This is a genomic window from Microbulbifer agarilyticus, from assembly GCF_001999945.1.
In the GTDB taxonomy this organism is placed as follows: Bacteria; Pseudomonadota; Gammaproteobacteria; order Pseudomonadales; family Cellvibrionaceae; genus Microbulbifer; species Microbulbifer agarilyticus_A.
The window spans coordinates 554,312-579,279 of the sequence record NZ_CP019650.1; the positions used below are offsets into that span (position 1 = coordinate 554,312).

At 57.6% G+C, this 24,968-nt stretch carries 25 protein-coding genes and 1 other RNA gene; 17 read left to right on the top strand and 9 right to left on the bottom strand.

The annotated features are described in order from the left end of the window. Positions 1 to 61: 61 nt before the first annotated feature. The 9 genes from Mag101_RS02230 (at position 62) to Mag101_RS02270 (ending at position 9,637) form a co-directional block, all read left to right on the top strand. Positions 62 to 2,983 carry a M16 family metallopeptidase gene (locus Mag101_RS02230; RefSeq protein ID WP_077400188.1) on the top strand — a complete coding sequence of 974 codons (2,922 nt, stop codon included), beginning with the start codon at positions 62 to 64 and terminating at the stop codon, positions 2,981 to 2,983. 146 nt (positions 2,984 to 3,129) lie between these two features. Then, positions 3,130 to 5,439, top strand: a complete 2,310-nt coding sequence (mbhE, locus tag Mag101_RS02235) for a hydrogen gas-evolving membrane-bound hydrogenase subunit E (RefSeq protein ID WP_077400191.1) — start codon at positions 3,130 to 3,132, stop codon at positions 5,437 to 5,439. Next, a complete protein-coding gene (locus Mag101_RS02240; protein ID WP_077400194.1) occupies positions 5,436 to 5,852 on the top strand; it encodes an MnhB domain-containing protein in 417 nt (138 codons plus the stop codon). The genes mbhE and Mag101_RS02240 overlap by 4 nt, the downstream gene beginning before the upstream one ends. 1 nt (position 5,853) lies before the next feature. Then, positions 5,854 to 6,222, top strand: coding sequence for a Na+/H+ antiporter subunit C (locus tag Mag101_RS02245; RefSeq protein ID WP_077400197.1), 369 nt, complete (start codon positions 5,854 to 5,856; stop codon positions 6,220 to 6,222). Beyond that, positions 6,222 to 7,727: a Na+/H+ antiporter subunit D gene (locus tag Mag101_RS02250; protein WP_077400200.1), complete on the top strand. Its 1,506-nt coding sequence runs from the start codon at positions 6,222 to 6,224 to the stop codon at positions 7,725 to 7,727. Before Mag101_RS02245 ends, Mag101_RS02250 begins: the two co-directional genes overlap by 1 nt. Before the next feature lie 30 nt (positions 7,728 to 7,757). Continuing rightward, positions 7,758 to 8,231 carry a Na+/H+ antiporter subunit E gene (locus Mag101_RS02255; protein ID WP_077400203.1) on the top strand — a complete coding sequence of 158 codons (474 nt, stop codon included), beginning with the start codon at positions 7,758 to 7,760 and terminating at the stop codon, positions 8,229 to 8,231. Further along, positions 8,228 to 8,581, top strand: coding sequence for a monovalent cation/H+ antiporter complex subunit F (locus Mag101_RS02260; protein ID WP_232325101.1), 354 nt, complete (start codon positions 8,228 to 8,230; stop codon positions 8,579 to 8,581). Before Mag101_RS02255 ends, Mag101_RS02260 begins: the two co-directional genes overlap by 4 nt. Next, a complete protein-coding gene (mnhG, locus tag Mag101_RS02265) occupies positions 8,562 to 8,927 on the top strand; it encodes a monovalent cation/H(+) antiporter subunit G (RefSeq protein WP_077400209.1) in 366 nt (121 codons plus the stop codon). The genes Mag101_RS02260 and mnhG overlap by 20 nt, the downstream gene beginning before the upstream one ends. A gap of 23 nt (positions 8,928 to 8,950) precedes the next feature. Next, positions 8,951 to 9,637, top strand: coding sequence for a glutathione S-transferase family protein (locus Mag101_RS02270; RefSeq protein ID WP_077400212.1), 687 nt, complete (start codon positions 8,951 to 8,953; stop codon positions 9,635 to 9,637). A 21-nt stretch (positions 9,638 to 9,658) separates the two neighbouring features. Here Mag101_RS02270 and Mag101_RS02275 read toward each other — a convergent pair whose 3' ends face one another. Next, entirely contained in the window at positions 9,659 to 11,143 is a 1,485-nt protein-coding gene (locus Mag101_RS02275; protein WP_198040062.1) for a serine/threonine-protein kinase, read from the bottom strand. A 297-nt stretch (positions 11,144 to 11,440) separates the two neighbouring features. Here Mag101_RS02275 and Mag101_RS02280 point away from each other — a divergent pair, with 297 nt between their 5' ends. Then, the gene (locus Mag101_RS02280) at positions 11,441 to 12,673 is read left to right on the top strand and encodes an OmpA family protein (RefSeq protein WP_077400218.1); all 1,233 of its coding nucleotides are present in this window, start codon (positions 11,441 to 11,443) and stop codon (positions 12,671 to 12,673) included. An 84-nt stretch (positions 12,674 to 12,757) separates the two neighbouring features. Here the strand turns inward: Mag101_RS02280 and Mag101_RS02285 are convergent, their stop codons facing one another. After that, positions 12,758 to 13,801, bottom strand: coding sequence for an AraC family transcriptional regulator (locus Mag101_RS02285; protein ID WP_232325102.1), 1,044 nt, complete (start codon positions 13,799 to 13,801; stop codon positions 12,758 to 12,760). A gap of 197 nt (positions 13,802 to 13,998) precedes the next feature. On the opposite strand from Mag101_RS02285, the gene Mag101_RS02290 reads away from it, so the two are divergent. Continuing rightward, the gene (locus tag Mag101_RS02290) at positions 13,999 to 14,328 is read left to right on the top strand and encodes a winged helix-turn-helix domain-containing protein (RefSeq protein ID WP_077400224.1); all 330 of its coding nucleotides are present in this window, start codon (positions 13,999 to 14,001) and stop codon (positions 14,326 to 14,328) included. Between the two features lie 29 nt (positions 14,329 to 14,357). Here Mag101_RS02290 and Mag101_RS02295 read toward each other — a convergent pair whose 3' ends face one another. From Mag101_RS02295 to rpiA, 3 genes are all read right to left on the bottom strand, one after another. After that, entirely contained in the window at positions 14,358 to 14,705 is a 348-nt protein-coding gene (locus Mag101_RS02295; protein WP_077400227.1) for a DUF4168 domain-containing protein, read from the bottom strand. Between the two features lie 261 nt (positions 14,706 to 14,966). Beyond that, complete coding sequence (locus Mag101_RS02300; protein ID WP_077400230.1) at positions 14,967 to 15,593, bottom strand: hypothetical protein; 627 nt, start codon at positions 15,591 to 15,593, stop codon at positions 14,967 to 14,969. A gap of 31 nt (positions 15,594 to 15,624) precedes the next feature. Beyond that, a complete protein-coding gene (gene rpiA / locus Mag101_RS02305) occupies positions 15,625 to 16,302 on the bottom strand; it encodes a ribose-5-phosphate isomerase RpiA (protein ID WP_077400233.1) in 678 nt (225 codons plus the stop codon). A gap of 150 nt (positions 16,303 to 16,452) precedes the next feature. Between rpiA and ilvA the strand changes: the two genes are divergently transcribed. Both ilvA and Mag101_RS17955 read left to right on the top strand, forming a co-directional pair. Beyond that, a complete protein-coding gene (gene ilvA / locus Mag101_RS02310; RefSeq protein ID WP_077400235.1) occupies positions 16,453 to 17,976 on the top strand; it encodes a threonine ammonia-lyase, biosynthetic in 1,524 nt (507 codons plus the stop codon). Between the two features lie 275 nt (positions 17,977 to 18,251). After that, entirely contained in the window at positions 18,252 to 18,398 is a 147-nt protein-coding gene (locus tag Mag101_RS17955; protein ID WP_198040190.1) for a hypothetical protein, read from the top strand. A 90-nt stretch (positions 18,399 to 18,488) separates the two neighbouring features. Here Mag101_RS17955 and Mag101_RS02315 read toward each other — a convergent pair whose 3' ends face one another. From Mag101_RS02315 to Mag101_RS02330, 4 genes are all read right to left on the bottom strand, one after another. Further along, positions 18,489 to 19,088 carry a 5-formyltetrahydrofolate cyclo-ligase gene (locus Mag101_RS02315; RefSeq protein WP_077400238.1) on the bottom strand — a complete coding sequence of 200 codons (600 nt, stop codon included), beginning with the start codon at positions 19,086 to 19,088 and terminating at the stop codon, positions 18,489 to 18,491. Positions 19,089 to 19,146: 58 nt separating this feature from the next. Further along, a non-coding RNA gene (gene ssrS, locus Mag101_RS02320) (6S RNA) lies at positions 19,147 to 19,325 on the bottom strand. Between the two features lie 116 nt (positions 19,326 to 19,441). Beyond that, a complete protein-coding gene (locus tag Mag101_RS02325) occupies positions 19,442 to 19,756 on the bottom strand; it encodes a cell division protein ZapA (RefSeq protein ID WP_077400241.1) in 315 nt (104 codons plus the stop codon). A gap of 55 nt (positions 19,757 to 19,811) precedes the next feature. Beyond that, on the bottom strand, positions 19,812 to 20,015 hold the full coding sequence (locus Mag101_RS02330; protein WP_077400244.1) for a TIGR02449 family protein: 204 nt from the start codon (positions 20,013 to 20,015) through the stop codon (positions 19,812 to 19,814). 373 nt (positions 20,016 to 20,388) lie between these two features. Between Mag101_RS02330 and Mag101_RS02335 the strand changes: the two genes are divergently transcribed. The 4 genes from Mag101_RS02335 (at position 20,389) to Mag101_RS02350 (ending at position 24,918) form a co-directional block, all read left to right on the top strand. After that, the gene (locus Mag101_RS02335; protein WP_077400247.1) at positions 20,389 to 20,970 is read left to right on the top strand and encodes a UPF0149 family protein; all 582 of its coding nucleotides are present in this window, start codon (positions 20,389 to 20,391) and stop codon (positions 20,968 to 20,970) included. Positions 20,971 to 20,992: 22 nt separating this feature from the next. Next, entirely contained in the window at positions 20,993 to 22,327 is a 1,335-nt protein-coding gene (pepP, locus tag Mag101_RS02340) for a Xaa-Pro aminopeptidase (protein ID WP_077400250.1), read from the top strand. After that, the gene (gene ubiH / locus Mag101_RS02345; RefSeq protein WP_077400253.1) at positions 22,324 to 23,589 is read left to right on the top strand and encodes a 2-octaprenyl-6-methoxyphenyl hydroxylase; all 1,266 of its coding nucleotides are present in this window, start codon (positions 22,324 to 22,326) and stop codon (positions 23,587 to 23,589) included. The genes pepP and ubiH overlap by 4 nt, the downstream gene beginning before the upstream one ends. Positions 23,590 to 23,682: 93 nt before the next feature. Continuing rightward, positions 23,683 to 24,918 carry a UbiH/UbiF/VisC/COQ6 family ubiquinone biosynthesis hydroxylase gene (locus Mag101_RS02350; protein WP_232325103.1) on the top strand — a complete coding sequence of 412 codons (1,236 nt, stop codon included), beginning with the start codon at positions 23,683 to 23,685 and terminating at the stop codon, positions 24,916 to 24,918. The last annotated feature ends 50 nt before the right edge of the window (positions 24,919 to 24,968 follow it).

Consider the following 24,968-nt stretch of genomic DNA (forward strand, 5'->3'; position numbering starts at 1 on the left):
TCTATTATGTCGTAAGATCACTGCTATCTTCATAATTCATAACAATGCAGGGAAATACCCTATGCTTCGTAATATTTCTGTCGTGATAGTGTTTTTTGCTGCAATATCTATTCCTGCACTCCTCGTTGTTGGGTGTGATCGCTCACAGACCGAGCCCACACCCAAGCCCCAAAGCGACTCCGCGCCAAAAGAGCAGACACAGGAGGGCGCCAAACCCGACTTCTCCATTGAATACGAGCAATTCCAGCTGGATAACGGCCTCAACGTGGTCTTCCACATAGACCGCTCCGATCCGGTGGTAGCGGTATCACTTACCGCCCATGTGGGGTCGGCGCGTGAGGTAGAGGGGCGTACCGGCTTTGCGCATTTGTTCGAGCACCTGCTGTTTTTGGAGTCCGAGAACCTGGGCAAGGGCGGGCTGGATGCGATGAGTGCGCGCATCGGCGGCTCCGGTGCCAATGGTTCTACTTCCCGGGATGTCACTAATTACTACCAGACGGTGCCGAAAGATGCGCTGGAAAAAATGCTTTGGGCAGAAGCGGACAAGCTGGGCTGGTTTATCAATACGGTGACCGACCCGGTACTGGCGAAAGAAAAGCAGGTGGTGAAGAACGAGAAACGCCAGGGTGTGGATAACCGCCCCTACGGCCACACCCAGTATGTGATTGATAGCAACCTCTACCCGGAGGGGCACCCATATAGCTGGCAGGTAATAGGTTCGCTGGAAGATGTGGGCAATGCCACGCTGGATGATGTGAAGACGTTTTTCCGCCGCTGGTATGTGCCAAACAATGTGACCCTTGTGGTATCCGGGGATTTTGACCCGGAGCAGGCCCGCAAGCTGGTGCACAAGTACTTCGATGAGATACCCAAGGGCGAACCGGTGGAACGCGCAGCCAAGCAGCCGGTGACCCTGAAGGAAACCAAGCGCCTGTATTACGAAGACAACTTTGCCCGCCAGCCACAACTCACCATGGCCTGGCCCACCGTGCCTCGCTACGATGCCGACAGTTATCCACTGGCGGTACTCGCGAATTACCTTTCTGTGGGCAAGCGTGCGCCCCTCTACCGGGTGTTGGTGGAACAAGAGCAGTTGACCCCGGGTGTTTCCATGTACGCCTATGAATCGGAACTGGCAGGGCAGATGCAGCTCAAGACACAGGCGTTTGCCGGTGGTGCGTTGGACCCGATTTACGCGGGTATCGAAAAGAGCTTTGCCCTGTTTGAGAAAGAGGGCATATCCGAGGAAGACCTGGAGCGTATCAAGGCGGGCCAGGAGGTGGCCTTCTACAACAGTCTCTCCAGTGTGGTGGGCAAGGCTTTCCAGCTGGCGCAGTACCAGATTTACGCCGATGACCCGGGCTATGTAAGCAAGGACATTGCGCGCCTACTCGCGGTGACATCGGAAGATGTGGTCCGGGTGTATGAGAAATACATCAAGGGTAAGCCCTATATCGCAACCAGCTTTGTGCCGCGCGGCGAAAAGGATCTGGCACTAGAGGGCTCTGTTGCCGCACAAGTGGTGGAAGAGGAGGTGGTCGCCGGTGCGGAGGCGCAGTTTGATGCTTCTGGTAGCGCGGAATACGAGAAAACCCCTTCGATGTTTGACCGCTCCAAGGAGCCGGAATATGGCGAACCGGCGGAGCCGGCGGTGCCAGATGTTTGGCGCGACAAGCTGGGTAATGGCATTGAGGTGCTGGGCATTGAAAACAGTGAAGTCCCCACGGTGCGCTTCAGCCTGGTGATGGATGGTGGCCAGTTGCAGGAGAGCATCGATAAAACCGGTGTGGCGCATCTCACCTCGATACTGATGGGCCGCGGTACCAAAAACCGCACGCCGGAAGAGCTGGAAACCGCCATCCAGAAACTCGGTGCCGGCATCGGTATTTATTCCGGGCAGGATACTTTCCGCTTTGATGTGACAACCCTGGCGCGAAACTTCAACGAGGTGTTCGCGTTGTTGCAGGAAATGCTGCTGGAACCGCGCTGGGATGAGAAGGAACTGGTGTTGGCGAAGAAGGGCGTTATCAGCCAGATCAAACAGGCGGAGGGCGAGCCCAACGCGATCGCGGGCAAGAACTTTGCCCGCCTACTCCACGGCAAAGACAATATTCGTGGATACAGTGGCCTTGGCACCGAGGAATCCGTGAATGCGATTACCATGGACGACCTCAAGGCCTACTACAACAACTACCTGTCGCCGTCGGTAGCCCGCGCCCATGTGGTGGGGGATATCCAGCAGGCGGACTTTATGGCCACTGCGGAACAGCTGGCCAAGCAATGGCCGGCGAAAGCGGTGGAAGTCCCAAACCCGAAATCCGAACCCGCCGAGCCCGGTATCTACTTTATCGATGTGCCTGGCTCCAAGCAGTCGGTGTTGCGCATTGGGCGCATGGCGATGCCGGTGGTATCGGAAGATTATTATCCGGCGGTATTCACCAATTACATCCTCGGTGGCGGTGGCTTCGCCTCGCGCCTGACCCAGTTACTGCGCGAGGGTAAGGGCTACACCTACGGCATTAGTTCCAGTATTTCCGGTAACAAGCACGAAGGGCAGTTCACCATTGGCAGTGGTGTGCGCGCCAATGTCACTGCGGAATCGGTACAGTTGATTAACGAGGTACTCAAGGAGTACGGGCCTACCTATACCGAGGAGGATCTGCAGACCTCGCAATCCTTCCTAATTCGCAGTAACGCCCGTGCCTTTGAAACCTCCGGTGCCAAGCTCGGACTGCTGGAAAGTATGAGCGAGTTCGGCTGGCCGGCGGACTTCGTGCGCGAGCGCGAGGCAGTGGCCAAGGCGATGACGATTCCCAAGGTGCAGAAAATTGCCGAGACCTACATGCTGCCAGACTCGATGATCTGGGTTGTGGTGGGGGATGAGGCGACGCAATTGCAGCGGCTGGAAGATCTCAAACTGTTTAACGTGAAGCTGCTGAAGAAGGAAGAACTCGCCAAATTGCACTCGCCTCCGCAAGACTGACCGGCGCGCAGTAAAAAGGAGAACGTCAGTCCGCGTCTATACTTGCCGCACGCAAAAAATTTCCTCATGGAGTAATGCGGCGGCGCAGCCCGGTAACACAGTTCGGAAACACCCTGCGCCGCTGACATGGATGTTGTAAAGAAGTGATGGACACGGAGGTGCACTCCGGCGACCAGCCGCCCACAGGATGGGGCGAACGCATCTGGTCGCTGGCGCTACTGGCTTTTCCCCTCGGGGTCACGCTCTGGCTGCTGTTATTGATCGGCCCGGTGCGGGAGTACGCGCCGCTTGTGTTTGGTATCAGCTGGATTCCAAGCCTTGGGGTCGAGCTGAATCTTCTGATTGATGGTTTAAGCCTGCTGTTTGGTCTACTGGTCAGCGGGGTCGGTTTCTTTGTGGCGCTGTACGCCAAGTTTTATCTTCGCGGCCACCCGCTGATCCAGCGGTTTTTCTTTTATCTCTTCCTGTTTATGCTCGGCATGCTGGGGCTGGTGCTCGCCGGTAATCTCATTACGCTGTTTGTGTTTTGGGAAATCACCACCATCGCCAGCTACCTGCTGATCGGTTTCAACCACGAAAAAGCCAGCGCGCGGCGCTCGGCGCTGCAGGCACTGCTGATTACCGCCGTCGGCGGACTGGCCTTGCTGGCGGGTTTGTTGCTGCTGGGGATGATTGTCGGCAGTTACAACTTTACCGAGGTGTTGGCCGCGAAAGACAAGGTGCACAGCCATGTGCTGTACCTACCGATTTTGATTCTGGTGTTGATCGGCGCCTTTACCAAGTCTGCGCAATTACCTTTTCACTTCTGGCTGCCAAACGCCATGGCTGCGCCCACTCCGGTCAGTGCCTATCTCCACTCCGCCACCATGGTAAAGGCGGGTATCTATTTACTCGCGCGCATGTGTCCGGTGTTGGGAGGTAGTGCAGCTTGGTTGTTGACTCTAAATATCGTTGGTGCGGTGACGGCGGTGATTGCTGCCATCCTCGCCATGCGCCAGACAGATCTGAAGCTCGCTCTCGCTTACACCACGGTGGTCGCACTAGGCATCCTGGTTATGTTTCTGGGTTCCGAGGCCAGCGTGGCCATTGCCGCAGCTATCACCTTTATCCTGGTGCACTCTTTTTATAAGGCTGCACTGTTTATGGTGGTGGGGATTATCGACCACCAAACTGGCACCCGTGAGTTGACGGCGCTGGGTGGGCTGGGCAAGCGTTTACCGATTACGTTTGCGATTGCCGTAGCGGCGGGCTTGTCCATGGCGGGATTCCCGCCATTTCTCGGCTTTATCGGCAAGGAACTCAAATACGAGGGTGCGCTGGCGATCGCCGAGGAGCCCACCTTCGTGGCCTGGGCGGCAGTATTTGCCAATGCGTTAATGGTCGCCATTGCCGCCACGGTTGCACTGCGGCCTTTCTGGGGGCGCCTGCCGGAAAAACTGCAGTCGGTGCGTGAGGCATCTCCGGGGTTGTGGATCAGTCCGCTGGTGATGGCGCTACTGGGGCTGACCTTTGGCCTGGCGCCCGCACTGATCGCCGACACCTTAGTCGGACCCGCAGTAACCGCCACCATGGGGAGGGAGGAATCTGTGTCATTAAAACTCTGGCATGGCATCAACCTCCCACTGGTGATGAGCATTACCACCTTTGCATTGGGTGTACTCGCATTTTATTTGCAGCCGCAAATTCGTACCCTGCTCAACTGGATTGCCAACTGGCTCCCGGCGAACTCCGACACCCAGTGGGACCGCGGTCTCGATCTATTCAAACGCGGCGCGGCGCTGCATACCCGCCATCTTCAACACGGCATTCTCAAACACTATCTGGCGGCGGTATTTGCTGTTGCCTCGGTATTGCTGTTGTGGGGGCTGATGCGCAGTGGTGGGTTTGACATGACCGTGAACTGGGAGCGTCTGACGGTGAAGGAATGGGCGGCGATGGCGCTGGTGTTTGCCGGTTCCCTGGTAGCGATTGGCTGCCGCGCGCCACTGACCGCCATATGTAGTCTCGGTGGCATGGGTGTTGGAATTGCGCTGATCTTTTTGTTCTTCGGCGCTCCGGATGTGGCCATCACTCAGTTGTTGGTGGAGACGCTGTTTTTAGTTCTGGTTGCGCTGACACTACACCGCTTGCCTCACGCAACCGAGGTGAGTGGTAGAGGGTTTCGGTTTGTGGATGCACTGCTCGCGGTGTCGGTCGGTACCACGGTCTCTTTGACCATATTGGCGGTGCTGCAGCAACCGCTGATCAGCCCTACCAAAGAATATTTTGAACTCGCCGCGGTACCCGAGGCATTCGGGCGCAATATCGTCAACGTTATTCTGGTGGACTTCCGCGCGCTGGATACCTTTGGTGAGGTGGTTGTGGTGCTGGTGGCTGCGGTTGGTGCCGCCGCCTTGTTGCGGCGCAAGCTCAAACCGAATGTCCCCCACGATGACACACAAGAGGAACAGGCATGAGCTCCGTCATCCTCCAGGGCGCTACTCGCTTGCTGGTTGCGCTGATCCTGTTGTTTTCCGTGTATATGTTAATGCGCGGGCATAACTTGCCCGGTGGTGGGTTTATCGCCGGGTTAATCGCCTCCGCCGCATTCGTGCTGTATGCGCTGGCTTGGAGCCTGCAGGAGGCGCGCGCAGCGCTGCGTGTTTCCCCAGTAAAACTGGCGGCAATCGGCGCGTTGCTTTCACTGGCATCTGCGGTGCCGGGCCTGCTCAAGGGCTTTCCACCGTTTACCGGGCTGTGGCTCTTTATCGGCGGAGGTGAGGGCGAGAAGGGGATTCCGATCAGTACCGTACTGCTGTTCGATGTTGGCATTTACCTGGCGGTGCTTGGCGCAGTGCTGGCTCTGTTTTTCACCATCGAGGTGGACTGACATGGAATCGGCACTGGTACTGGTGATTGGCGTGATGGTGGCCGCAGGTGTGTACCTGATGCTGGCGGCCAATCTGTTGTGTTATTTGTTCGGCCTGATATTACTGAGCAATGCCGCGAATCTGGTGATCTTCGTTGCCGGTCGCTTGACCCGGGCTGTGCCACCACTGATTCCCAAGGGCCAGGAAGCACCGCTTGAGCCGGTGGCCAATGCACTGCCACAGGCAATGATTCTTACCGCAATTGTGATCGGCTTTGGGCTGTTGGCATTTACCCTGGCTTTGGTCGTGGCCTGTTATCGCGAGCTCGGCACCATTGATTCCGACCATATGCGGCTGGCGGAACCCCCGCCGAAACGTGGGGAGCATTGATGGGCTGGTTACTTGCGCTGCCATTCCTGTTGCCTATCGCCACCGGACTCTTCGCTCTTGGGGCAAGACGCAAACCGCGGCGCGCGCGGGCGATCAGCCTTGCCGGGTGTATCGGGCTGTTTGTGGTGGTGGTGATTATTTTTGTGCGCGTGATTGATGAGGGCACCATTGCCGCGCAAATGGGTAACTGGCCGGCACCGTTTGGTATTTCCCTGGTGGCAGACCGGTTAAGTGCCATCATGCTATTACTGGCGGGGCTAGTGGGACTGGCGGTGGCTATCTTTGCCCAGGCCGATGTGGACTTACGCCGGGAAGTTTTGGGTTTTCAGGGTTTTTATCAGCTGTTGCTTGCGGGGGTATGTGGCAGCTTTGTTACCGGTGATCTGTTTAACCTGTATGTATGGTTTGAGGTGATGCTAATCGCCTCTTTTGCGCTGCTTATTCTCGGCGGCGAGCGCGCACAGCTGGATGGCGGTATTAAGTATGTGGCACTGAACCTGGTGTCGACGCTGTTTATGCTGATGGCCATCGGGATGGTGTATGGCCTTACCGGTACATTGAATTTGGCGGCGTTACATGTGGCGCTCGCCGAGGTGGACCAGCCTGCGGCACTGCATATGCTGGCGGTGCTGTTGATCGTGGCCTTTGGTATCAAGGCGGCATTGTTCCCGCTGTATTTTTGGTTGCCGGCTTCTTATCACGTGCCGCCTGTGGCGGTGACGGCAGTATTTGCCGGGCTGCTCACCAAGGTGGGAGTCTACGCGCTGATTCGTACCTTTACCCTGGTATTCCCCGCCGACTTTAGTTTCGCCCATGACCTACTGCTGATTGCCGCATTACTTACCATGTTGAGCGGTGTTATCGGCGCGGCTTCGCAATACGAGTTTCGGAAAATTCTCGCTTTTCACATTATCAGTCAGATCGGTTTTCTGGTGCTGGGGCTGGCGCTGTTCAGCCCGCTGGCGCTGGCCGGCTCGATTTTTTACATGGTGCATAACATCGTCGCCAAGACCAACCTGCTGCTGATTAGCGGTACGGCGCGGCGTATGACCGGCAGTTTTAACCTCGCGGAAATTGGCGGCCTGTACCGTGTGAGCCCAGTATTGGCGGCCGTGTTTTTTATTGCGGCGTTCAGCCTTGCCGGATTCCCGCCGCTGTCCGGCTTCTGGGCCAAATTGATGCTGGTCACTGCCAGCCTGGAGCAGGCTGCCTACTGGGTTGCGGCCGTCGCCCTAATTACCGGAGCGCTCACCCTGTTTTCCATGAGTAAGATTTGGAGCGAGGCGTTCTGGAAACCACACCCAACCGGGGAGGCGCGCTCCCTCATGAGCCTCACGGTTACCGAGCGCATACAGCGTATGCTGCCGGCGGTGCTGCTGGTGGCAATTACGCTGGGTCTGGGTTTGTTTCCCCAGCCATTAATCCAGTTTTGTGAAACCGCGGCGAGGGAGCTGTTGGACCCTGCTGGATATGTGGCAACGGTGTTGCCGTCGCGCGGTGGGTGATGTGAATTCGTAGCTGCCGATGGGGGCGTTATGCAATTGTTTCTGATGAATATCCTGCTGGCGATCAGCTGGTGCGCGCTCACCAGTGACGCCACTCTGGATAATGTCGTCGTCGGAATGATCGTCGGCTTTCTGGCGATGGCGCTGTCGCCGGTGCGCAAATTTAACGACGGTTATTTTCGTCGCCTGCCCAAGGTGGTGGCGCTGATCGGTTACTTCCTTAAGGAGCTGTTGGTTTCCGGGTTGCGTGCTACCTGGGAAGTACTGGCCCCCTCGCCAAATCGACACCCCTGTGTGGTGGAGGTGCCCACATCCTATCCGGATGACAATGAATTACTGCTGCTGTCGCAACTTCTTTCACTGACCCCGGGCACGTTGGTGGTCGATATCGATGACGAAAACAAAACCTTGTACGTACACAGTATGTTTGTCTCCGACGGGGCGCAATTTCGCAAGGAGTTGCATGACGGCCTGGAGAGAAAAATTCGCGAGGCGTTTGAATGATGTTACAGGCGATTCTCGAAGGAAGCTCGCCGATTCTTGCCCTGGCGATCGCCCTGGCTTCCTGGTTGTTGTTGCTCGCCCTGGGGTTGTGTTTTTACCGTATTGCGCGCGGGCCGACACTGGCAGACCGTGTGGTAGCGCTGGATGTTTTGAACATTCTTGCAGTTGCTTACTGCGCCTTGCTGGCGATTTCTTCCGGACGCGATGTGTATCTGGATGCGGCGATTGCGCTGGCACTGGTCGCGTTCCTGGTCACGGTAGCGTTCGGCCGTTTTGTGGAGCGACTTGCGGAGGAGGAAGTGTTGGCCAAAACCGAAGGTGAGGGTACAGATGATTCAAGTCATTCTTGAATGGGCGCTCGCATTGCTCATTATCACCGGGAGCTTTTTCGGCTTTACTGCGGCACTGGGTTTGGTGCGCATGCGGGATATCTATTTGCGCATGAGTACCTCCGGCAAGGGGGCCACACTGTGTTGCGGCTTGTTATTGATCGGCGTGGCGCTGCTGTTTCAGGACACCGGGGTAACGGCGCGCGCGGTGGCCGCCATCCTTTTCTTGCTGCTCACGGTACCGGTTGGGGCGCATATGATTGCGCGCGCGGCGTTTCGTACGGGTACGCCCATGTGGGACGGTGAGTCGTTAAATTCACCGCGCAAAGGTTTGCCCAACGATATCGACAAGCGCAGGCCTGATTAGCTTCGGCCCTCTGGGAGAGCACAATGGACTATCGACTCTACTACTGGAACATTCCCTTTCGCGGTGTATTTGTCGAGCTGCTGTTGCATGAGGTTGGGGCGAGTTATCAGCGTTTGGATGCCCGGGAAATCTATCCCGATAAAAGCCTGCAGATTGATAACCCCGGTATGGCACCGCCGTATTTGTACGATTACGGGATGCAGAAAACCATCGCGCAGTTACCGGCGATTATGCTGCACCTGGCGCACAAGTATGACTATCTGCCGCGCTCCGCAGAAGGGCAAACCCAGGCGCTGAAGACGGTTCTGGATTGCGGGGACGTATTGATGGAGGTTACCCGCTTCTATGGCCTGCAAATGTGGGACAAAGCCGCGTGGGAAACTTTTCGCGAGGAGCGACTGGCGCGCTGGATGCAGTTATTTGAAAAGACCGGGTGTGAGCACGGCCTGCAACAAGACCGTGGATTTATGCTCGGCTCGTCCATTTCCATGGCAGACATAGCGGTAACGGCACTGTTCGGTACGCTCACACATTGTTACCCGGCTCTGGCCGCTGACCTCAATCGGTACGCGCCTTTTATTGCGGCGTTAGTCCAGCGTGTTGAGCAGCGGCCGGCGCTGTCGGATTTCCTGGCCCAGCAGCGGCAGCAGTATGGAAACGCCTATTGCGGCGGTGAAATTCAGCGGTCGCTGCAGCAGATGCTTGGTTAAACCCACCGTTGCGGAGCGGGTTTAATTGTTGTCGATCTGCTCGCGAATTTTGCCAAATACATTGCGGATCAGGCGCTTTGCTCGCGGCATTTTTTCATCCACTTCTTTGCGCAGGGACAGTAGTTCTTCGTCATCGGGCTGCACTTTAAGGCCGCGCTTCACATTGCGGTCAGCACCCTTGATATCGCCTTCCAGCAAATCGGCACGTGCGCGGCGGGTGTACTCGCTTGCAACCTGGCCCATGCCTGCGAGAGCGTGGCTGTTATCGGCATCCAGTGCCAGCGCCTCGCGATAAAAGTACAGGGCATTATTCCCTTGCGGGCGGTTGAGGTCGCCGCGCTCCAGCGCTTCGGTTCCCTGTGTCACATACTGCTGTACCAGCCGCGCGGTTACTTCCGCTAGGCCATCTTCCGCGGCACTGTTATCGTCGTCCAGTAACAATACCTGACGAAAGTAGTAGCGGGCATTGTCCTGTTCCGGAAAGATGTAGCGTTCTTCCTCCAGGCCCAGTTCTGCCTGCTCCAACAAGCGGTTTATTTCCTTGTCAGTTTCACTTTCATAGGTCAGTGCCGCGATGAGCAGTGTGGCACTGGCTATTCCGGCTAGCGCAAGAAGCGGGCGAGATTGCAGGGATGCGGGCTTGGCAAAATTACGTTGGCCAGTCGGGGCAGATGTGGTCGCTGCGGGAACAGAGGGCTGGTGTACAGATTGAATCGCCTTTACCAGTGACTCACAGCTCTGGAAGCGGTCGCCTGGTGACTTGGCCAGCATGCGTTTTAGCAGCGGTGCCAGGTAAGCCAGTTCTGCGGGGAGTTCTGGTACCGGCTGCTGAATGTGGTTGATGGCCGTACCCGTATGGCTGTCCCCCTTAAACGGGTTATAGCCGAGTAACAGTTCCAGCAGGATAACGCCGAGGCTGTAAATATCACTGGTGATATCCAGCGCTTGCCCCTGGGTCTGCTCCGGGCTGCTGTAAGAGGGGCTGCCCAGACTGAAGCCGGCCTGAGTCAGGTCGGAGTTGTTATCCACTTCCTTGGCGATGCCAAAGTCGGTGAGCACAACCGTCTTGTCTTTACGAAACAGAATATTCGCGGGCTTTACGTCCCGGTGAATGATGCCTTGCTGGTGCACCACCGCGAGCCCTTCGGCGATCTCGCGGATTAGCCCCAGTGCTCCCTGCGGCGCACGGAACCGTTCCAGGTTTTCATCCAGGTCGCCGCCGCTGACAAACTCCATCGCGATGTAGTGGTCGCCGTTTGCCAGGGTGGCGATATCGTGAATGGTGATGATGTGCGGGTTGTTGAGGCTCGCAATAAAGTGCGCTTCGTTGATGAAGCGCGCGTTCAGCTTGGCGCTGGCGCTATCATGCTCGACGTTGCGCAGTACCTTGATGGCGACTTTGCGGTTGAGTGATTCCTGGGTGGCCAGATAGACCGATGCCATACCGCCCTGGCCAATGGAGCCGTGCACGGTGTAACCGGGGATTGTCAGGTCGGAGTGTGTCATAGGAATCGTGCGCCAAATATCAGCGCGCAAGAATACCCTTGTGGCAGATTGAGATAAACCGACCAGATCCAGCTTGCCGCACGCCGGCCACATTCGGAAAGCTGATTCGGACCCCAAGCCTTATTCTGAATCGGCCTAACCTGTCGAATCTACTGCCGTACACTGATGAGAGTGATTCGTTTGAATTCACGCCGCCGATACCGATGACGCCTGTCTGGCAGTTCGCGCGGTCGATCTAGGTAACCAGCAAAGGCCTGACGACATAGGCCTGTTAGCACGGTCTCAAGAGGTAACTAAATGGCTGACAATATATTGGATATGGCGGTACGCCACCTGGGTTCGGCGGGAATGAACGCGTTGGGCAGTGCCCTGGGCCTGCCGGCGGATAAATCGCAAGGTGCCTTTTCAACCGGTGTGGCCTCGGTGCTGGCCGGCATGATGGGCAAGGCCGGCAGTGAAAGCGGCCTGGGCTCCCTGCTGAATATGGCTACCAAAAGTACCGAGATGGACCTGTCGTCTCCGGGGGATATCTTTGCCGATGCGGGCCGCATGACCAGCCTGCAGGATGTCGGGGGCAATATCCTTGGTTCCCTGTTTGGGAATAAGGAATCCGGCGTATTCAACGTGATTTCCAGTGCACTGGGGCTCGACAGCACCAAGAGCGGCAGCTTGCTCAAGGTCGCCGCGCCGGTGGTGATGTCGATCATCGGCAAACTGGTGAAAAGCAAGGGCCTGAATATGCAGGGCCTTGCCTCGCTCTTGATGGGGCAGAAAGACAGTATCAAAGATTACGTGCCCGCTGGCTTGATGAATGAGCTGGGGGTGAAGAGCCTGGACGATTTCACTGGCCCCGCGGCGGAGGCTGCTCCGCGTCAGACCGCGGCTACGCCTCCTGTGGAGCGTAAAAGCGGTTTCGGCAAGTGGCTATGGCCGTTGTTGATTGCGCTCGCGGTGCTGTGGGCACTGAATATGTGTGCCAAGAAAGAGAAAATGGATGATGGCTCTGGCGGCGTGGTGATGGAGCAGGAAGAAGTGGTGGTTGACGACTCAGCACCACCACCGGCAGACACTACGACGACCACACCAGACGTAGGCGCCGAAACGCCGGTCGGTACGGTGGTGGGTACCGATGATTTTGCCAGTAGCTTCCGCGCTTATTTGGCCGAAGCCGCGCGGGATCCTAGCAAGGAATTCCTGCTGAAAATCATGTTCCCTACGGATGGTTCCATGCCAACCGCCGCATCGCTGCCGGACGTGCAGGCACTGATCAAAATCATGCAGGAAAACCCTGGCCTCTCGGTAATCATTGAAGGGCATACCGACAGCGACGGTGATGCCGCCGCGAACGAAGAGTTGTCGAAAACCCGCGCGGAAGCAGTGAAGAAAATGCTTGCCGATGCCGGTGTACAGGCGGTCCGTGTTACCGCGGTAGGCCTGGGGGCGGCCAAGCCGGTTGCCGACAACAATACCGAAGAAGGTAAACAGAAAAACCGTCGCATTGCGGTGAAGGTGGACAAGTACACCCAGTAAGCAGATGCATTGACGGAAATAAAAAAACCGCGGTTCGCCGCGGTTTTTTTTATGAGGTTTACGGTTTGTTTCGCCGCGCTGCGCTTAGTCGCGGAATTTTTCCCGGTAAGCGCCCGGTGCCAATCCGGTCCATTTCTTGAACGCGCGGTTGAATGCGCTGGGCTCGGAAAAGCCCAGTCGCTCGGCAATTTCGGCAACCGCGGTTTCCTGACCCTTCAGCTGGTACATGGCCATGTCGCGGCGCACGGAATCCTTGATGTCCTGCCAGCTGTTTCCTTCGTCCTTCAGGCGCCGGCGCAGGGTCTGCGGCGAAGTGAACAGTCGCTCCGCTACATCGTCGAGGGACAGGTTTTCGATACTGTTGTCGCTTTGCAGCATACGGCGAATACGGCCGGTAAAACTGTTGTCGGACTTGTACTGGGTCAGCAGGCATTCCGGCGCGCGGGCGAGGAATTCGCTCAGCTGCTGGGCATCGCGCACCAGCGGCATATTCAGGTAGCGGGTATTAAATACCAGGCAGGTTTCCTGCTGATCAAAGTAGTGTCGGCACGGGAACATGTCCGCGTACTCTTCGTCGTAATCCGGCGGCGGGAACGCCAGGTGTACTCGCTCCAGCAAAATTGTGCGGTCGATCAACCAGCTGAAAAAACGCAGCCAGATTACCGCGAGGGATTCGACAAAATTCTGGTTGGGCAGCTGTTTACGGTTTTCGTGGTGGAAAATTAGGCGGGCTTCCTCGCCATCTTCCACCAGCTTGATGTGCAGCTCGTCGCTGACCATGGCAACAAAACGCGCAGAGCGCAGTAGGGCGCGGCGCAGGCTGGGGCAGGTGATAGTGGCGTGGCCCATCATGGCAAAGGTGCCGGGCAGCCAGGGGCGGGACAGATAGCCACTGGATTCATCGCCGAGCTCGTCCCACAGGCGGCGCAGGAGCAGGGCTAATTGCTCGCGGCCAATGCGCGCATTTGGTGTCTGGGTTTGGCCGAGGTCCACGCTGGAGTCTATGAGCAGGCGCTCGCAGTCGATGCCTTGTGCACGGGCGGCGGCCAAGTGGGCAAATACCGCAGCGGCCAGAATGCCGGATTCCCGATACTGCAAGGATTCTTGAGGCTTCTCTTCTGTCTCCACGGTCACTTTCCCGCTGTGCGCTTATTGAGTATTTGTGACCGGATTATGCAAAAAGGTGCGTGAAAAGTCGCGCTTTGCGGCGATTCATTCCGGGGCGGTGTCGGCGCGCGCTGGAAACTTGTGGTCTGGCGGGGTGTTGTTTGCGGCTCTCTATGTGCTACAAAGGGGGCAGCTTAACTCGCAAACAAGGACGTACCATGTCGCATGCCCTGAATTCAGGTCTCAACCCCACCATCTGCCGTCGCCTGTTGATCGCCTACCTGATTGAGCGACTGCCGCGCCCGAATAACCCAGCCCTTGAGGAGGCCACCGGCTGGCCGCGCCGTACCATTCAGGATGTGATCGCCAAGGGGCTGCCGGGCCACGGTACCCTGGTGGAGTTTGTTCAACAGGGCGTGCGTAATAACGACGGTTATTACGAGATGAAAGACTGGGGATCCATTGACCGAAAGTGGGTGCAGGAAAATCTGGCGGCGATTATAGAGGAGCTACAAGTGGCGCCGGAATTGATTCCGGCGCCCCAGTGAGCGCAAGCGTTAAGAACAGACTGTAACGATTACTGCTGTGGCGCGGCGGCCTTTTGCAGGATGGCGTTGACCTTCTTCAGCAGTTCTGGGTCCTCGCGCAGCTGGGTGGCAATGCCCTGATACTCTTCCTTGCTGAGCCCCGCGCTTTTCACTGCGGCGAGCATTTTTCCCTGTGCTTCCACGTTGATCGCTTCCGCGGCAGCGGCATCGGCTGCGGCTTTGATCTTGGGCGCGTACTCCTGGCTCAGGGTTACGATAGAGCGGTAGGCATCGGCAAATTTCTGCAGCTGTGCGTCGGACACCGCGGTTTCCGCAAAGGCGCTGGAAACGGCGAGTGCCAGGGCGAGGGCGAGGGAGTAAATGGCGGTCGGCTTCATAAGCACCTCTGGTTTTCGAATGCAATGGGTTTTCGAATGCAATGGGTTATCGAACGCAACGCATCTGTGCGGGTTGGCACGCCCAGCGTCGGGTGAGGGCGACAGAGCCTTGATCAGACGGTAGCAAACGCGCAGACACAGGGGCAACCAAAGGGGCAAAGCACTGTCTGCAAAGGGTAGTTGTTATTCCGGCGCGCTTGGCAAATTCGCCGCCACTTAGTGCGCGGCCTGTCGAATTTGTCGATGCGTCGGATGGTCGGCTCAGAACAGGCCGAGGAATTTTTTCCGCTTCTTCAGCGAGGCTTCGCAGCTATTGAGTTGCCGCTGATAGGTTTGTGAGCGCGCAGATACCTTTTGCGCCACATTCTTTAGCCATTGCTTGTTGCGGTAGGTGCGGCGGTTAAACCCGCCCTGGCCCTCGTGGTAGGCGAGGTACAGGTGGTAGGTGTCGTTGGAGCGGATGTTGCACTGGCGCTGGCTAGTGTTGTGGTACCAGCCGACAAAATCGATGGCATCGCCAAAGTCGTCGCGGTCCGCGCCATAGCTGCCGGTGGCGCGCTGGTAACCTCGCCAGGTGGTGCCCAGGGCTTGTGAATAACCATAGGCATCCGAGGGGCGCGGACCCGGAATGATCCACAGGATTTTGCTGCGCGGTGGTTTGGCATCGTGCACAAAGCGCGATTCCTGGTGCAGTGTTGCCATCATGGTGGCGATGGGCGTGTTCCACTTGCGCGCGGATTTGGCGGCATCCTGATACCAGCCGTCTTTCTCACGGAAAATCTCACACAGATCGTCGGTGTTACTGGGCGGGGTGGTGGCACAGCCGGTTGCCAGCAGGGCTGGCAGCACGAGCAGTGCCAATGCACGTTTCTTATTCTTGTGGGTCATTGCTGTCGATCGCGGGCTCGTTAATACGAATTTAGACTTTGGACTTCACCGTCTTCACGCCGTCGGCGGTACCTAAAAGCAGGATATCGGCCGGGCGCGCAGCGAACAAGCCATTGGTCACAACGCCGGTAATGTTGTTGAGGGCGTCTTCCAGTGCCAGGGGCTTGGCGATCTGCATATTGTGTACGTCGAGGATGACATTGCCGTTGTCGGTGGTCACATCCTCGCGGTAAACAGGATCGCCGCCAAGTTTGACGATTTCCCGTGCGACATATGAGCGCGCCATGGGGATCACCTCTACCGGCAGCGGGAAGTTGCCTAGTACTTCCACCCACTTGCTCTCGTCGGCGATGCACACAAATTCCTCGGAGCAGGCGGCGACGATTTTCTCGCGGGTCAGTGCCGCGCCACCGCCCTTGATCAGTTGCAGCAGCGGGTTGGTTTCATCGGCGCCATCCACATAGACGCGGATGCCGTCCACTGCGTTCAGGTCGTACACCGGAATACCGTGGGACTGCAGCCGCTCGGCGGAGGCCTCGGAGCTGGCCACGGTGCCGTCGAACAGGCCCTTTTTCTCCGCCAGATAGTCGATGAAGTAGTTGGCGGTTGAGCCGGTACCGACGCCGACGATGGTGTCGGAGTCGAGCATGGGGGTGATGTATTCCACTGCGGCGCGCGCGACGGCCTGTTTCAGTTGATCCTGGTTCATGAGGATTTATGCGTCCTTGTGCAATTATTGCCATCCATGCGCCTGCAAATGAAAATTTCCGTGCGCAAAAATGGCTTTTTGGTGGCTTTGCTGCTGTATAGAGATTAGACTGGCGGGCTTGCAAACACCTACTGGCTGCCGATTTCTGTCATGCCCAAGTCCTATATCAAGCGCATTTTAGACGCGCGTATTTACGATGTCGCCATCGAAACTCCACTGGAGCCGATGCGTCAGCTCTCTCATCGCCTTGGCAACCGTGTTCTGCTGAAGCGCGAAGACCTGCAACCGGTGTTCTCGTTCAAGATTCGCGGCGCCTATAACAAACTGCTGCAGCTGCCTGCGGAGCAACGCGCCAAGGGTGTGATCTGCGCGTCAGCCGGCAACCATGCACAGGGCCTGGCGCTGGGGGCGCAGCAGTTGGGGGTGCGCGCCACCATTGTGATGCCGTCCACCACGCCGGCGATCAAGGTCAACGCGGTGCGTATGCGCGGCGCGGAAGTCGTGCTGCACGGGGATACCTTTGACGAGGCGGCCGCCCACGCCAGGGCGCTGGTAGACGAGCGCGGGCTGGTGTTTATCCACCCTTACGACGACCCTGACGTTATTGCCGGCCAGGGCACCGTGGCGATGGAGTTGTTGCGCCAGCACCCGGGCAGCCTGGATGCGGTGTTTATCCCGGTGGGTGGCGGTGGCCTTGCGGCGGGCATGGCGGCCTATATCAAGTATGTGCGCCCGGAGATCAAGGTTTACGCGGTGGAGCCGGAAGATGCGGCCTGCCTGAAGCTGGCCATGGACGAGGGCCATCGCGAGGGACGCTTGCCGCAGGTGGGTTTGTTTGCCGACGGTGTGGCGGTGGCCCAGATCGGCGAGGAAACTTACCGGGTGCTGCGCGAGACTATCGATGGTGTCATCACCGTATCCACCGACGAGATCTGTGCGGCGATCAAGGATATCTTCGAAGATACCCGCTCGATTGCCGAGCCCGCTGGTGCGGTCGGCCTTGCGGGGCTGAAGAAGTACGCGGAGCAGAGTGGCGAGCAAAACCAGGCTCTGGCCACTGTGTGCAGCGGCGCTAATACCAATTTCGACCGCCTGCGCTATATCAGCGAGCGCACCGAAATTGGTGAGAAGCGCGAAGCGGTTCTGGCGGTGACCATCCCGGAGAAAGCCGGCAGTTACCTGCAGTTCTGTCGCGATCTGGGTGACCGTTCGATTACTGAATTCAATTATCGCTACGCCAACTCCGGCGAGGCGCATATTTTTGTGGGGATCCAGGTATCCACCGATGCGGATCGCGCGCAGTTGGTGGCTAATCTGGAGGAATCTGGCTATCAGGTCACCGACCTGACCGATAACGAGATGGCCAAGCTGCATATTCGCCATCTGGTGGGGGGGCGAGCGCCCGGTGTCAGCAACGAGGTGGTATACCGCTTCGAGTTCCCCGAACGCCCCGGTGCCCTGCGCAATTTCCTCGAGCAGCTGGCGGGCCGCTGGAACATCACCCTGTTCCACTATCGCAATCACGGCGCGGCCTATGGTCGCGTGCTGGTGGGGCTGGAGGTTGCCGAGGCGGAGCGTCCGGAACTGAATACCCTGTTGGATCAGCTGCACTATCCCTTCTGGGATGAAACTGAGAACCCGGCCTACCGCTTCTTCCTGGCACAGCGGGATTGAGCAATAACGGGCTTTGTACGCAAAACTTGCGGCGAGTAGTGCACAGATTCGGATCTGTCGAACTTGCAATTTGCAAACTGTGAGGGGAATCTCAAAAAAAAGTTGTTGACGGGTTACTATTTGGCCACTGATCGAGTATCTTTTGATCGGTATTTGGCACCGCTAGCTGGGTTTTTCTCACCTCAGCGGGCCGGATAACCACTGGCGGCGGAGATCGCCAGATGTAAAAAGATAGCGAAAACAACAAAAAAATCAGATCTTACAGGATGGTCCCCATGAAACCCGATGCAATGACACTCGCGGTAGTTGTCTTTGTTGCGGGCGTACTGCTGAGTAGCAGTGGCTTGACCGAGGTGTTCTCTTCCGATGAAGAAGAAGCGCAAGCCCCGGCAGCCCTTCAGCAAGGTGTGGTCACTCGCTGACCCTTGCGTCCGCAGGCTAGATGCCCAAAAAAAGCCGGGCCCCGTTTTCGGGGCCCGGCTTTTTTTATGTTCTCTGCATTTGAGTTCGCGCTAGTCGCAGCGATACAGCCGTGTATCGGTCGCCACCAGGGCGAGCGGAATATCCCAGCTTTCCATGGTTAGCTTTTCCACGCATTGCAGCTGGTGCGCCACGCCCACCAGCTGTGGGCCACTGCCCGGTCGCACGTGCTTGAAGGCAAAAGTGCGGTCGTAATAGCCTGCACCCATCCCGAGACGCGCACCGCTTGGATCAAAAGCCACCAGTGGCACCAACACGATATCCAGCTTCTGCGGCTTGCGCACTTCGCTGCGGCTGAAGGCCGGCTCCGGAATACCGTAACGGTTGCGATAGCGTAACGGGGCTCCATGCCAGCGCAGAAACGTCATGGTGTTGCGCCCGGGGCGCGGCAGGGCGGGCAGGTAAAACTGTTTGTCCGGGAAGCGCACTTGTAGCGCGCGCGGGTCTATCTCTCCGTCCATGGGCCAGTAGATGCCGATATGCCGTGCGCGTTTTAGCTCCGGGCTGCGTGCCAGTCGCAGGCACAAGTGTCGGCTGGCGAGTCGCTGCTGGTTGGGATTGAGTGCACGGCGCGCGGCACGTATCCGTTTACGCAATTGGTGCTTGTTTGGCGGTGCGGGAGAATTTGGCATGGATTGGCTGGTATGCGTTTTCCACTACCTGTCGCAGCGAAAGCGCGAGATGGGAATTAAGAGCCCCGAAATGCGGCTGAAGACATAGCCTTGAACCGTAAGGCTCAAGGTGGCGGTCCCCGGGATGTATAAGGCTTTCCGCTACGTGGCGGACTTGCACACCAACACCCGCTGGAAACCTCCAGGGTAGAATTATCGGCTCAGGACATAGTCAACTGGCCAACACTTCAGGGCGTGTAAGCAGTATACCTCTTGTGGGGGATCTTGGCTAAACGCACTTTCGCGCCAAAACGGTCTTTTTTGCGCTAGTCAAGCTTGCTGCGGGAAGAAAGGGCGGGGAATTAAATAAAAAGTTAAATATTGTCGAATTTGTTCAGTGCGTCCTGAACTTTTTCGTGTAACCGGTCGAGCATTTGCTCTTCCACCGGCTGGCGGGCAAGGCCTGCTTTGGCCTGAATCAATTCGTGGGCAATGTTCAGCGCGGCCATCACCGCAATACGCTCGGCACCGATCACAGAGCCGCTGTTGCGGATTTTTGCCATGCGCTCGTTAAGCAGTTTCGCAGAGGCCTGCAAGCCAGCCTGCTCTTCTTCGGAGCAGGCAACCCGGTACTCTTTGTCGAGTATGGTTACTGCGACTGTGGCGGATTGGTTGGTATTACTGCTCATGGATCATCAGGGCTCGGGCGATTTGACTCTTGCTGCCAGTATTTCGAATCTGGTTTCAGCGGTCAGGGTTAATGCCCTTCAGGCGGTTGATAATGGTTTCAACACGGCTGCGGGCAATTTCATTGTTCTTAATTAGCCGTTGGCGCTCTTGTTGCCACAGGCCTTCCTGCTCGCGCAGGGCCTGATTGTCGGCCGCCAGCTGCTGATACTGTTGTATCAGCGTATCCAGCTTGAGTTCTAACGCCTGTACTTTGTCCATAATTCCTGCGTATCGTGTGCGCCGCCTGCTCCAATGACCTGCGCAAGCCGGGGTATTCCGCTACTATATTGCCGGTATATTTTAGGGTCAATTACCTGCAATAGCTGTATGCCCGCACGATTGTCCGTCGGGGTAGTGAATTAGCTATTATTTCGCCACATTGGCGATTTATTCGCACATTTGATTTTCCATCGAAGATTATTTCACGTGCGGCTGGTCAATTCCCGGCGCTAGCGCAAATTTTTTGCTTTCCGGGCTCTGCCGTGGCCAAGCGCGCGAGACGGGAAGTGAAAGGATTGTCGTGCTCGCTCTGGCGCACCCGCTTTGTGGTAGCCGCAGGCCCACGCGTAACGAGTTTGTTTTTGGAGAAAGTATGTCCGCAAAAAAAATGTCGTTTGATGACCTGGCCAATCAGATCGTTGCGGCGGGAGGCAAGGTAGGCCCGAGTGAGCTGCACGGGTTTATCTGCGGATTGCTCGCCGCCGGGAGCCGCCCTGATGCGGGGCGCTGGCAGAAGGAGGCCGGTGAGTTTCTCGGTCTGGAAGCGGTACCGGCTGAACTGAATAATGATGTACAGGCGCTGGCGAAGAAAAGTCTCGACGATTTTTCCGAAAAGGATTTTTCGTTTGAGCCGCTGCTCAGTGATAGCGATGAACTGGCGGAGCGTGGCCAGACGTTGTGCCTGTGGTGCGAGGGTTTTCTGCACGGCTTTGGTATCGGCAAGTACACAGGCGAACTTTTGCCGACCAGCAGCGAGGCATTGAAAGATATGGCGGAAATTGCCCAGCTGGATGCCGAAGGCATGGAAAATGATTCCGAGCAGGAACGCCAGCTGTTCGAAGTGCAGGAGTATGTGCGCATGGGCGCGCTGAATATTTTTGTTGAATGTAACGATGCCGCTCAGGGTGACTCTGCAGCGGCGTCGCAAAAGCCTGCCGGCCCCACTTTGCATTGATATCTGGCCTGTCGCATCGTCAATGAATATCTCAAAAGCCGAATACGCCCGCCGCCGCCAGCGTTTGGTGGATGCGTTGCCGGAAAACAGTGTCGCCATTGTGCCTGCTGCACGGGAACAGCTGCGCTCCCGCGATACCTACTTCCCGTTTCGCCAGGACAGTGATTTTCTCTACCTGAGTGGTTTTAGTGAGCCGGAATCCCTGCTGGTCATTGCGCCGGGGCGTGCGCAGGGCGAGTCCGTGTTGTTCTGTCGCGAGCGCGATGCAGACAAGGAAATGTGGGATGGCCCGCGCCTTGGGCCGGAGCGGGCGGCGGAGAGCTGCGGCCTGTGCGATGCGTTCCCGATCGGCGATCTCGACGATATTCTTCCCGGCCTGCTCGAGGGGCGGGAATTTATTTGTTACACCATGGGGCGTTATCCACAGCTGGATCGGCGACTGCAGGCCTATCTGCAGGGAATCGATGAGGCGCCCGGCAGCAGCGGCGCGCCGCAGATGGTGAGCCTCGACCCGCTGCTGCACGATTTGCGCCTGTTCAAAAGCGCTGCGGAGATTCGCCTGATGGCGCGCGCGGCAGAGATCAGCGCGGCAGGGCATCGCCGTGCGATGCAGGTTTGTCGCCCTGGAATCTACGAGTACCAGCTGGAAGCAGAATTACTGCATACCTTTGCCACCGGGGGCGCGCGGGAGCCAGCCTATCCGAGCATTGTGGGCGGCGGTTGCAACGCCTTGATCATGCATTACATCGCCAATAATGCGCAGCTGAAAAAAGACGACCTGGTATTGATTGATGCGGGCTGTGAGTATCGCGGCTATGCCGCCGATATTACCCGCACCATTCCCGTCAGTGGCCGTTTCAGTGGCCCGCAAAAAGCCGTATATGAGATTGTGCTCGCCAGCCAGGAGGCGGCGATTGAAGAAATTCGCCCTGGACATGATTGGGATCAGCCGCACCTCGCCAGCGTTGAAGTTATTGTGCAGGGACTAAAAGACCTGGGGCTGTTGCAGGGCGATATTGACGGGCTGATTGAGTCCGGTGCTTACCGGAAATTTTATATGCATAGAGTCGGCCACTGGCTGGGCATGGACGTGCACGATGTGGGTGACTACAAGGTGCACGGGCAGTGGCGACAGCTGGAAGTCGGGATGGCGATGACGGTGGAGCCCGGTATTTACATCGGTGCGGAGGAAACGTCGGTGGCGGAAAAATTCCGCGGCATCGGTATTCGCATTGAAGACGACGTAGCGCTGACGAAAGAGGGCTGCAAAATTTTGTCTGCGGGTGCGCCAAAATCCATTGCCGATATCGAACACCTTATGAGCGCCGGTGATTTGATTCAGGAGGCCCTGCTATGACCGGCAAACAAATGGTCGACAAGCAAATGACCGACGTTGCCATTGTCGGTGGTGGCATGGCCGGGGCCAGTCTGGCACTGCTGTTGGCCCACCATTGCCCGGGACTCAAAGTTACTTTGCTCGAGCGCCAGTCGATTGCTATCGAAGCCGACGAGCTCAAATTACCCAGCTTCGATACCCGTGCCACCGCGATTGCTGCGGGTAGCCTACGGATTTTTGACGAGCTGGGGTTGTGGCCTGAGTTGCAGAAGTACGCTGCACCGATCCGCCGGGTTCAGGTGTCTGATCGCGGTCACAGCCTTGGCGCCAGTTTGCAGGCGCAGCGGGAAGCGGATGCGAGCTTTGCTGGCATGCTCGGCGCGGTTGTGGAAAACGCGGCCCTGGGGCCGATGTTGTATCGCGCCCTGGCAGAATCCGCGGTAGATGTGTGGGCGCCCGCCGAAGTTGCGAAAGTGGAGATGCATCTTCAGGGGGCTCACCTAGAGGTGCAATGTGATACGCAGGTTACCAAGCTGGATACCCGCCTGCTGGTGGTGGCTGATGGCGCGGATTCCGCGTTGTGCCGCCAGTTGGGTATTGCCACCGAGAAAGTCGATTACCAGCAGCATGCGCTGGTGACCACTGTGGGGTTGCAGCGTGATCATGCCGGGGTGGCCTATGAGCGCTTTACCGACCGCGGTCCCATGGCCTTGCTGCCGTTGCCCAAGCGCGACGGGGTGCACCGCGCAGCGCTGGTTTGGACTTGTGAAAACGGCAGTGAGCAGGAACTTGCAGGCCTGCCCGAAGCCGAGTTTTTACAGCGTTTGCAGGATAGCTTTGGCTGGCGCGCGGGGCGCATCGTGCGTGCGGGCAAGGTGCACAGTTATCCGCTGACACTGTCGTTGGCGCGGGAACAGGTGCGCCGCGGGGTGGCACTGGTGGGCAATAGCGCGCACTTTCTGCATCCGGTGGCGGGGCAGGGGTTCAATCTCACTTTGCGCGACTGCGAAACCCTGGCACGTATTATCGGGCGGGAAATGGCGGAAAAAGACGCGAATTTCGCGCAAAGTGGCCCCGGCGAGCTAGAATTAATGCAGCATTTTTGGCGTGAGCGCCAACAGGACCAGATGCTCACCATCGGTTTCAGCGACAAGGTCCCGTCACTATTTGCCTCCCGCAACCTGTTGGTCAGCGGTTTGCGCCAGTTGGGCTTGCTGGGACTGGCTCTGGCTCCGACCACGCGGGCCGCTTTTGCCCGGCAAGCCGCTGGGATTGCACGATAAGCACACTATAACAGTTCGGATTTCTGCGGCGCTTCGGCAATGGATCGGATCGCCTACTCCTCTCACAATTTCTTGCCCGGAGACACACTGCCTATGAACAGACAGCGAATGGACGTGACCATCGTTGGTGGCGGTATGGTGGGGATGGCGCAGGCGGCCCTGCTTGCTGTGCGCTGCCCGCAATTGCGCATTTCGCTGTTGGAGGCATCAAGCGTGGAGCAACCGGTACGCCCGGATGCCTACGATGCACGGGTAGTGGCATTGACCGAAGCTTCCCGCAATCTCCTGGAAGAGACCGGCGCCTGGCAGCGGATTGAAGGCGAGCGTGAATGCCCATACACCCAGATGCGGGTGTGGGATGCGGAGGGCACCGGCTCGGTCTATTTCGACTGTCGGGATGTGAAATTGCCCAATCTGGGGCACATCGTTGAAAACAATGTGATCCTGGCGGCGTTGCGCGCGCGTATTGAAGAGTTGCCTAACGTAAGTATGGAAACTGGCTTTAAATTGGAAAGCTGGTGGCGGGATTGCGGCTTGTGGCACTTACAGGCGCGCAGCCCCAATCGAGAAATGATCGATGGTCTAGATGAGCAGTCCCCGGTGTACACCACGCGCTTGTTGGTTGGTGCTGACGGTGCTCGGTCGCGTGTGCGTGACCTGCTGCGTATCCGTACGCGGGACGTGGACTATCGCCAGACCGCGCTGGTCTGTGTGGCGCGCTGTGAACAGTCTCATCAGTACACTGCCTGGCAACGTTTCCTGGATACCGGTCCGGTGGCGATGTTGCCGCTTGCGGGCCTGGGTGATGATAAGCACTGTGCGGTGGTTTGGTCTGCGGACGACGATCTCGCTCGCGAGCTGGTGATGCTGGACGATAAAGCGTTTGCGCTAAATCTCGAGAAGGCTATTGAAAGTCGCCTGGGTAGTATTGAGTCGGTGAGTGAGCGCTTTTCTTTTGCGCTGCGCGCGCGCCACGCCGAGTCTTATTTCGGCCCGGGTGCCGCACTGATTGGCGATGCCGCACACAGTATTCATCCACTGGCGGGGCAGGGTGCCAACCTCGGGCTGATGGATGCGCAGGTGCTGACGGAAGAAGTCGAGCGCGCCCTGAAGCGGGGCATTTCCCCTGCACATGTGTCGGTGCTGTCGCGCTACCAGCGTCGTCGTCGCGGTGAAAATGCATCGACCCTCAAGGCCATGAGTGCATTTAAATCCCTGTTTGGTGCGGGCGATTTGCAGTGGCGCTGGCTGCGCAATACCGGGCTCAGTATGGTCGACGCCAGCCCGATGCTGAAAAAGCGTATTATTATGCGCGCAATGTCGGTTTAAGATTTGCACCAAAGCATGGAGCACAACAATGAAACGCGGCAAATTAGCCG